The sequence below is a fragment of the Arsukibacterium indicum genome (assembly GCF_019100565.1).
GTDB classification, from domain to species: domain Bacteria; phylum Pseudomonadota; class Gammaproteobacteria; order Enterobacterales; family Alteromonadaceae; genus Alishewanella; species Alishewanella indicum.
On the sequence record NZ_JAHRID010000015.1, the window covers coordinates 1 to 9075 of the forward strand.

At 48.3% G+C, this 9075-nt stretch carries 9 protein-coding genes and 1 pseudogene; 4 read left to right on the plus strand and 6 right to left on the minus strand.

Annotation, left to right across the window (positions count from 1 at the left end; translation table 11 throughout):
* Positions 1-66 precede the first annotated feature (66 nt).
* Entirely contained in the window at positions 67-447 is a 381-nt protein-coding gene (locus tag KQY15_RS18785; RefSeq protein WP_308160272.1) for a DUF3703 domain-containing protein, read from the plus strand.
* A gap of 65 nt (positions 448-512) precedes the next feature.
* Here KQY15_RS18785 and KQY15_RS18790 read toward each other — a convergent pair whose 3' ends face one another.
* The 5 genes from KQY15_RS18790 to KQY15_RS18810 all read right to left on the minus strand — a co-directional run bounded on the left by KQY15_RS18790 (position 513) and on the right by KQY15_RS18810 (position 7473).
* On the minus strand, positions 513-3635 hold the full coding sequence (locus KQY15_RS18790; protein WP_217671441.1) for an efflux RND transporter permease subunit: 3123 nt from the start codon (positions 3633-3635) through the stop codon (positions 513-515).
* Between the two features lie 9 nt (positions 3636-3644).
* Positions 3645-4691: an efflux RND transporter periplasmic adaptor subunit gene (locus tag KQY15_RS18795; RefSeq protein WP_217671442.1), complete on the minus strand. Its 1047-nt coding sequence runs from the start codon at positions 4689-4691 to the stop codon at positions 3645-3647.
* 78 nt (positions 4692-4769) lie between these two features.
* Positions 4770-6014, minus strand: a complete 1245-nt coding sequence (locus tag KQY15_RS18800; protein ID WP_217671443.1) for a TolC family protein — start codon at positions 6012-6014, stop codon at positions 4770-4772.
* A 50-nt stretch (positions 6015-6064) separates the two neighbouring features.
* Complete coding sequence (locus KQY15_RS18805; protein ID WP_217671444.1) at positions 6065-6430, minus strand: cobalt transporter; 366 nt, start codon at positions 6428-6430, stop codon at positions 6065-6067.
* 53 nt (positions 6431-6483) lie between these two features.
* A complete protein-coding gene (locus tag KQY15_RS18810) occupies positions 6484-7473 on the minus strand; it encodes a cation efflux transmembrane domain-containing protein (RefSeq protein WP_254795855.1) in 990 nt (329 codons plus the stop codon).
* On the opposite strand from KQY15_RS18810, the gene cadR reads away from it, so the two are divergent.
* The 3 genes and pseudogenes from cadR to KQY15_RS18825 all read left to right on the plus strand — a co-directional run.
* Entirely contained in the window at positions 7466-7876 is a 411-nt protein-coding gene (cadR, locus tag KQY15_RS18815; RefSeq protein ID WP_425289089.1) for a Cd(II)/Pb(II)-responsive transcriptional regulator, read from the plus strand. The two genes, KQY15_RS18810 and cadR, sit on opposite strands and share 8 nt — an antisense overlap.
* Positions 7877-7907: 31 nt before the next feature.
* Positions 7908-8816 (plus strand): cation diffusion facilitator family transporter, encoded by a 909-nt coding sequence (locus KQY15_RS18820; protein ID WP_217671445.1) that lies wholly within the window; start codon positions 7908-7910, stop codon positions 8814-8816.
* Positions 8791-8994 (plus strand): annotated as a pseudogene (locus tag KQY15_RS18825) (YnfA family protein); the annotation flags it as partial. The gene KQY15_RS18820 and the pseudogene KQY15_RS18825, both read left to right, overlap by 26 nt.
* Here the strand turns inward: KQY15_RS18825 and KQY15_RS19335 are convergent.
* On the minus strand, positions 8968-9036 hold the full coding sequence (locus KQY15_RS19335; protein ID WP_443627118.1) for a hypothetical protein: 69 nt from the start codon (positions 9034-9036) through the stop codon (positions 8968-8970). The pseudogene KQY15_RS18825 and the gene KQY15_RS19335 sit on opposite strands and share 27 nt — an antisense overlap.
* Positions 9037-9075: the final 39 nt, after the last annotated feature.

Sequence of the window (9075 nt, forward strand, 5' to 3'; positions counted from 1 at the left end):
TCATAGTGTCACCTAATCATCTATGAGGTGTATGATAACACCTCTAATCAGGTGGCCAAATTTAGTGTGCCACTACACTCAGCCATGGAGGCTGAACAAGTCAATGATTTAGACAATGCGTTTAAGTCTCTTGAAAGAGCGCATATTTTAGGGCAGAGATATTTTATACCGCACATAGCGACGCACTGGCAGATGTTACGAATTGGGCTTAAACGCAATGATAATCGCGAGGTTATTGGTCAGATCGTCCGTTTGATAGCAACGGTTCCGGGTTTTATATTTGGTTGGGTTCCAAGGGGAAATCCTGGAGGCGCGAATATCTCTGCTTTAAAGCCAGTGCCCTTGCCAGCTGACTTGCAACCCTTGCTAGCTGACAGCCCCATTTGGCGGGACGTCTTAATACGCCTGACTATTTACGCGGTTATCGTTTTAATCGTATTAGCATAAACACTCATACTATTGCCAAAACGTTCTTCGCTGCAGCCCAATGCTGCAGCGAAGCAGGTTAATGATTATTCCGTTTGCTGTTTGCGGTTATCGTTTTTGTGCACCCAATGATATAACACGGGCAATACCAACAATGTCAGCAAGGTTGACGAAATAATACCGCCAATCACCACTGTCGCCAGCGGGCGCTGCACTTCAGCACCGGTGCCAATATTAATCGCCATCGGCACAAAACCGAGGCTCGCGACCAAAGCGGTCATTAGCACAGGGCGCAACCGGGTAAGCGCGCCTTCCGTTATCGCTAACAGCAAGTCACCTTTCTCACGCCAGAGATCGCGAATAAAGCTCAGCATCACCAGACCGTTCAACACCGCTACGCCTGATAAGGCGATAAAGCCAATGCCAGCAGAGATTGATAAAGGCATACCCCTCAAATACAAGGCCAACACACCACCGGTGAGCGCCAACGGCACACCGCTGAAGATAATCAACGCATCTTTAAATGACGCAAAAGCCATCACCAGAATACCTAAAATCAGCAGCAACGTAACAGGCACCACAATGCTAAGGCGCTGACTGGCGGACTCCAGCTGCTCAAAAGTACCACCATAGTCCAGCCAGTAACCGGCTGGTAATCTAACGTCACGGTTGATTTGGGCCTTTACCTCTTCTACAAAACTACCAAGGTCTCGCCCGCGCACATTCGCGGTTACCACTACCCGGCGTTTGCCATTTTCACGACTAATTTGCGCCGGCGCAGGCGACACATCTAAGGTAGCCACTTCCTGTAACGGTACAAAGTCCCCATTTGGTAATGGCACCGGCAACACCGCCAGTTTGTCCAGATCGCGACGCAGGGTTTCCGGCAAGCGCACAATCAGCTCAAAGCGTCTGTCACCTTCATACAGAATACCGGCCGACGTACCTCCAATTGCCGCTGATACCCAGTCCTGTAGTTCAACCACATTTAAGCCGTAACGGGCAAGCGCAGTTCGGTTGGGGATCACCGACAAGGTTGGCAAACCAGTGACTTGTTCCACTTTAGTATCCGCAGCACCTTGCACCTTGTTGACGGCTTGCAGAATTTGATTAGCGCTTGTAACCAGCTGCTCTAAATCATCACCAAATACCTTAATACCCAGATCTGCTCGTACACCGGAAATCAGTTCATTAAAACGCATCTGAATAGGTTGGGTAAATTCATAGTTATTGCCCGGCAATGTCGCCAAAGCAGCTTCCATTTCAGTGACCAATTGGGCTTTGGTTTTATCCGGATTGGGCCATTCACTGCGCGGTTTTAATATCACAAAGTTGTCAGCCACATTGGGTGGCATCGGATCGGTCGCCACTTCTGCGGTACCAATTCTGGCAAACACTTTATCAACCTCAGCAAAGGTTTTGATCTTCTGCTCCAGAATTTCCTGCATTGCAACGGCTTGTTCTAAGCCGGTGCCCGGAATACGCATGGCATGTAAAGCGATATCGCCCTCATCAAGCTGAGGCACAAACTCTGCCCCCAACGTGGTCGCCAACCACAGACACACACCAACCAGAGCACTGGCCAAACCAATCACCAGCCAGCGAAATTTGAGTGCCAGCGCTAATAGCGGTGCGTACAGGGTTTTAGCGCCTCTTATGACCGCACTTTCTTTTTCACTGATTTTACCATTTAAGAACACCGCCACAGCGGCAGGCACAATGGTCAGCGACAACACCATAGCGGATAACAGGGCCATCACCACAGTCGCTGCCATAGGATGAAACATTTTACCTTCGACACCGGTCAGCGAAAAAATAGGAATATACACGATAGTAATAATGGCCACACCGAACAAACTGGGCCGGATAACCTCTGCAGTTGCCAGATACACCGTATTTAAGCGCTCTTTTAGCGGTTGGATACGGCCGTTGTGCTGTGCCTGCGCCAGGCGGCGAACCGCATTCTCGACAATAATCACCGTACCATCAACAATTAAGCCAAAATCCAGCGCACCCAGGCTCATCAGGTTGGCAGAAACGCCGGCTTGTACCATGCCGGTAATGGTCATCAGCATTGATAGCGGGATCACCGCCGCAGTGATTAACGCCGCCCGCAGGTTGCCCAGCAGGATAAACAACACTACGATCACCAGTAATGCGCCTTCCAGCAGGTTTTTACTGACGGTTGCAATGGCTTTATCCACTAAGGTGGTGCGGTCATATACTGCTTCAGCAATAACACCCTCTGGCAGAGAGCTTTTGATCTGCTCCAGCTTTTGCGCCACATCCCGTGCCACTGTGCGTGAGTTTTCACCAATTAACATCATGGCGGTACCCAGCACCGCTTCTTTGCCATCCTGAGTTGCCGCACCGGTTCGCAGCTCTTTGCCAATGGCAACGTCGGCAACGTCACTCAGCTTTACCGGTATTGTGTCGTATTGCGTAATAATGACATTAGCAATGTCATCCAGAGAGGTTAACTGACCGGGCGAGCGTACCAGCAGTTGCATGCCTTCACGTTCAATATAACCAGCGCCTCTGTTGTCATTGTTGGCTTGCAGGGCCAGCTCAATATCCTTAATACTCAGGCCATAATTAAGCAGTTTCAGTGGGTCGGGTAACACATGGTATTGCTTGTTATAGCCGCCAATACTGTTTACTTCCACCACACCTTTAACTTGTGCCAGCTGAGGTTTTATTATCCAGTCCTGAATTTCCCGCAGTGCCATGGCATCGTAAGGTGAACCATTTTGTTGCAGTGCACCCGGTTTGGCCTGCACGGTATACATAAAGATTTCACCAAGCCCGGTTGAAATAGGGCCCATTTCAGGCTCTATGCCCTCAGGCAACATATCCTTGATAGCGCCCAACCGGGTGTTGATTAGATTGCGGGCAAAGTAGATGTCCGTGCCTTCTTCAAATACCACCGTTACCTGTGACAAGCCATAACGAGACAAAGAACGGGTATAACTTAAATTGGGTAAGCCATACAGGGCAGTTTCTACCGGATAGGTAATACGCTGCTCGGCCTCAAGTGGCGAATAACCCGGTGCTGCGGTGTTTATTTGTACCTGAACGTTAGTAATATCCGGCACTGCATCAATCGGTAACTGTTGGTAGCTCCAGCTACCAATGGCAATAATCAACAGTGTCAGCGTTAAAAATAGATACCGCCTCGCAATAGCCAGGCGCAACATGGATTCAATCATAGTGCCCCCTTAATGCGCGTGCTCGGCTTCAGATTTCTCAATATCCGCTTTTAACAGATAGCTGTTTGTAGTGACATACAACTGGCCGGGCTTTAAACCGGCAATCACTTCGACATAATCCATGTCGCTACGGCCAAGCTGTAATGGGGTAAAGGCATATTCGCTATTGTTTTTTACGAAGACTCCGCTTTTATTGTCCAGTATTTGAATGGCCGATTTTTTAACGGCAAGCTCAACGTTGAATTCACCGCTTATCACAGCACCTTCGATCAATTGCCCGGACGATAGTTTACCGTCACGGTTATCCAGCTTAACTCTGGCCAGTTGATAGGGCTGGGTTAATGATGGAATGATATGCGCAATTACGCCGTTAATCTCAGTGTCAGCGGCCATAATGACCACTTTTTGTCCTGTCACGACAGCATCTTGTTGTGATGGGTACACGCGAAAATCGGCCCACAGGCTGCCAAAATCAGCAATGCTGAACAGCGTCTGCTGCTGTGCGATTTCACCAACATTGGCGCTGCGCTGAATAACAACGCCGTCAATTGGCGCTTTAATGGCATAGGTATTTAAGCTCTCATTTGACTCGACAACGGCCAGCACATCGCCTGCTTTTACGCTGTCACCCAGTGAGAATTTCACCGAGGTAAGAAGACCGGGAAAACGGGCATTAACATGGCTTATGCGGTTTGGATCAGCACTAAGCTTGCCATAAACCACCTGATGTTGGCGTAATAACTGGCTGTCAGCACGATCAGTGACAATATTTACCGCCGTAGCCATATCATCACTAATGCGGCTGCTTAGGGTTTCATTGTGTTCATGCTCGTCGTTTTCGTCGTGCCCTTCATGCTCATTGTGTTCTTCATGTTCTTCATGTTCTTCGTTCTCGCCGTGTTTTTCGTGCTCTTCATTTTTCTTAGCGTCAGATTGCGGTTTTACCGCTTGCTCTTTGGCATGGACATGCGCATGTTCTTGCTCATTGGCGGCCATTACTTGCATCGGCATCAGCCAGGCTGCAATAAACATTGCCAGTGTTACATGTGGTTTCATAATGCTATCTTCCTGTATATTCTGTTTGCCACGTCGCACAGTTAATGAAGTGCGGCAGCGGGGCAATAATCTTGTCAGTTACTGCGTTACCGGCTCGGCGGTAAGCTGTTCAATCGTCGCCTGGCTCAATAGCACCGCAGTGGCGGTTTCCAGTATTTGTCTTTTTGCCTGCAACAATTCTTGCTGGGCATTAAGCCAATCTTGATAATTTGAGCGCCCGCGCTGGTATGCATCACGCGTAAGATCCAGCGCTTGTTCCAGGTTGGGGATCACGTACTGCGCCAACTGTTGGTGACTGGTAATGAATTGCTGCCGTTGCGAGTAGGCATCAAACAAGCGTTCATGCAGGATCAGTAAGCTATCCTGCTGCCGATACTCGACATTGTTTCGCTCTGCCAGCGCAGCTTCGATGGCTGCACTATTGCGACGTTCAGCAAATAATGGCACTGAGATACCAAAGGTAAGGCCTGTATCGTCACTGGCCTGATAGCGTCTTACCCCTACTTGCCAACTCAGATCTGCGCGGTTTTGGCTTTGCGCCAGTCGCACTTCAGCGTCTTTTAACCGACGTTCAGAGGCAAAAATGGTTAACGCCGGCGATTGTTGCAGCCGCTGATACAGCTCGGCAAAAGGGCGGCTTTGACCAAAAGCAAACAAATTACCTGCCACAACGTTAAAGTTGGCGCTGGTATCACCCCAAAAACGTGCTATGGCTATTTTTTGCCGCTCAATGCGCTGCAACAGGGCGTCCCGCCCGATCTGAACCTGAGCCAGTTGCGCCTTTGCCCGCATGATTTCAGCATCTGACAAGGCACCGCTGGCGGCACGTTTTTCTGCGCTTTGCAGCAGGGCTTCTGAGAGCTCTACTGCCTCTTCTGTCAGTGTCAATTCCTGCTGGCTGGCCAATAGATTAATATAATTGCGGGTAAGTTCGGCCAGCACATCGAGGGTTTGCGCTTGTTGCTGCCAATCAAGAGTATTGAGCCTGGCGTCTACTACCTCAGCGCGCCACTGAGCTTTGTTATCCAGCTCTATCACGGAAGATAAGGCGACTGTCAGCTCAGCACCGGCCAGCCCTCTGGCCTCTCCGGTGCCCGCAACATTCTCAAGCTCTACACCGAGTTGATAACCGGGTTTAAGGCTTTGCACATCACGCTCTGCCAGCAGTCGCTGTTGGGTAAATTTAAACTGATGCAGCTGCGGGTTGTGTTGCAGTGTTTTATCTATTGCCTGTTGTAATGTCAGTGCTTGCGGCTCTGCACGTAGCGGAAGCGCGCAAAATACCGCCGCCAGTATTGCTGGCAGCATTAGTGTCATACGCATGGGTATGCTCCTGAAAGTTAATCGTTAATAAAAAGGATAAACAAGCAGGATCAGATATTTGGCGGCGGCACCGGTGGGCGATAGCTAATGAGGTTTAACCCTGGTTGGGTAGCGGCTATAACGCTGTCACGGAAGTTAAGCACCTCCATGCCCTGAAAAAAAGCGATATAGCAGGTGACATGAGCATGATTACTGTGTTCGTCGGTATCATGCTCAGAGTTATGTTCAACGTTATGTTCAGTGACTTGCTCACTGCTTACGTCGAAAAGGGTATCTGAGTGGCAGTGTTCATGTTGCAGGTCAGTGTAGGTATGGGCATGATCGGGCAAATGCATAACTAACGCATCACAGGCCATCACGGCATGATTCAGCATAATCAGCAACAGTAATAATAAGCCTGATGTACGACCTAACATAAATCCCTCAGTAAGTTAGCGCTATGGTAGCGCTATTGCGACTTAACAACAAGCTACGCTTTTAGCTGTAAAATCCTGCGCGCACCATTGAGTACAACTAATCCAATGATGAACCCTATTACCAGATCCGGATAGCGTGACCCGGTCCAGGTGACTAATAATCCGGCCAAAATCACCCCTGCATTTGCGATAACGTCATTTGCAGAAAAAATCCAACTGGCTTTCATATGCGCGCCGCTTTCTTTTTGTTGATGAATTAACGAAAGACAGATCACATTAGCAACCAAAGCAATAGCGCCCATAATTAACATCAACGTCGACACTGGCTCGTTACCAAACAGGTAGCGCCGTATCACCTCACTGATCACCCCAAAAGCTAAAATTAATTGCAGCCAGCCGGCAAGCTGTGCGGCGTTTAATTGAACCTTGCTACTACGCCCGACTGCGTATAGCGCAACCCCGTATACCGCTGCATCGGCAAACATATCCAAAGAGTCGGCTATTAACCCGGTTGATTGAGCCAGCCAACCGGTCACAAACTCTACTGCAAACATCACCGCGTTAATGCCCAGCAACCATTTTAAAATTAACTCCTCACGCAGCGAACCTGATGCTGTGGATTGTCTGGCCTGCGTTACCTCTTCGGGTTTCACCGGCCCGGTCTTTGTCAGCGATGCGCCCAGCCCTAAGCTGTGCATTTTTGTTGTAATTTCATTGGCATTCACCGTGTGAAAAACGCGAACCTGCCTTTGTCGGATATCAAACTGTAACAGAACACCGGGCTCAACTGTTTCCAGCGCCATACGGATCAAACGCTCTTCGGCAGGGCAGTCCATTTTAGGCACCCTAAATTCACTAAGGTAGGCATATTTTGCATGCTTATCAGGTGCATCAACGGCGCTATTTTCACTGTTGCCCGTTTCGCTACACTTATCATTGGAACAGCATTTTGCATTCATAACCGATAAACCTTGGGTTGATATGAAACCTAGTTTAAACTCTGTAGTTACTATAGAGTCAATAGGCAGTATCGAGATGATCAAGATTGGAGAGCTGGCAAAAATCTCTGGCTGTTCTGTGCAAACCATCCGTCACTATGAAAAGGAGCAGCTTCTTGCGGCGAAATTACGTAGCGATGGTAATTTCCGCCTCTACGATCACGCTGATATCGAGCGGTTGCTATTTATTAAACACTGCCGGAGTTTAGATCTGAGTTTGGCAGAAATTCGTCAGTTACTGAGTTTGAATGACTCGCCAATGTCGCAGTGTGATGATGTTAATCAGATGATTGAACAGCATATCGAGCAGGTAGAACGTCGCATAGCGGATTTAACGCAGCTTAATAAACAACTAAAGGCTTTACGTCTTAGCTGCAACTCGAAGCGCACGGTAGAGCACTGTGGTATTTTAAAACAATTGAATGAAGCCGTTAGTCAAACCAACTAAGTTGTTATCAGCAATAAATAGGTGAGTCTTAATGCACCAGCACAACCATTCATATATCAAAGACGACAGCGACAACCGGATCGCTATGGCTTTTTTTCTTAATGTGGGTTTTACCCTAATTGAGTTTATCGGCGGTTGGTTAACCAACAGCACAGCAATTATGGCAGATGCAGTGCATGACCTGGGTGATAGCTTATCTATTGGCAGTGCATGGCTGTTGAACCGGCTTGGCCGAAAGTCTGCAAACCGACAATTTACTTACGGCTACCGCAGATTGTCATTGTTTGGCGCCTTAATTAACGGCTTGGTATTGATTGCCGGATCGGTTTGGGTACTGACTGAGGCAATACCGCGGCTGGCTAACCCGGTAATGCCAGTGACAGAGGGAATGCTGGCTTTAGCTGTGCTGGGTGTTGCAGTCAATGGCTTTGCCGCTTACCGCTTGAGCAAAGGAAATACACTGAATGAAAAAGTGCTGAATTGGCATTTGCTTGAAGACGTTCTTGGGTGGGTTGCAGTTTTGGTTGTGGCTATTGTGCTGCAATTTGTGGATTGGCCTATCCTTGACCCTTTGCTTTCTATTGGTTTCACCTTATTTATTTTGGTTAATGTTTTACGAAACCTCAGCACAACTGCGCGTCTATTTCTGCAAGCCGCGCCAGATAGCAAATTGCAAAATGAAATCCAAGATACTTTGCTGAAAATTGATGAGTTAGACAGCATTCATCACCTGCATCTCTGGTCGCTTGATGGTGAACATCATGTACTCACCGCACATGTGGTAACCAATGCCAGCAAGGCATTTACTGCAAACCATTATGCCGATATTAAGCTGCGTATTGCTAACGCATTGGAGCAGTTTGATTTAGCACATACCACGATAGAACTGGAGTTAACACAAGAACATTGTCGGGATGAATTCCCGGATAAGGTGCAGTGAAGTGACCGTCATTACAACGTTAGGTTTATTTATCATTACTGCAATAGCAGAAATTGTCGGTTGCTATTTGCCTTACTTGTGGCTGAAAAAAGGAGCTTCAGCCTGGGTGCTGTTACCTGCTGCAATCAGTCTGGCATTATTTGCCTGGTTGTTAACGCTTCACCCAACGGCTGCTGGAAACTAAAAGTAAGGCACCGAGGACAATTGCAATATCAGCCAGGTTGAAGGCCGGCCAATGCCAGTCTCGCCAATAGAAATC

Coding starts and splice junctions, on each gene's coding strand:
- KQY15_RS18795 (WP_217671442.1), bottom strand. CDS start 4,691: ATGAAACCACATGTAACACTGGCAATGTTTATTGCAGCCTGGCTGATG.
- KQY15_RS18820 (WP_217671445.1), top strand. CDS start 7,908: ATGCACCAGCACAACCATTCATATATCAAAGACGACAGCGACAACCGG.
- KQY15_RS18800 (WP_217671443.1), bottom strand. CDS start 6,014: ATGCGTATGACACTAATGCTGCCAGCAATACTGGCGGCGGTATTTTGC.
- KQY15_RS18805 (WP_217671444.1), bottom strand. CDS start 6,430: ATGTTAGGTCGTACATCAGGCTTATTATTACTGTTGCTGATTATGCTG.
- KQY15_RS18790 (WP_217671441.1), bottom strand. CDS start 3,635: ATGATTGAATCCATGTTGCGCCTGGCTATTGCGAGGCGGTATCTATTT.
- cadR (WP_425289089.1), top strand. CDS start 7,466: ATGATCAAGATTGGAGAGCTGGCAAAAATCTCTGGCTGTTCTGTGCAA.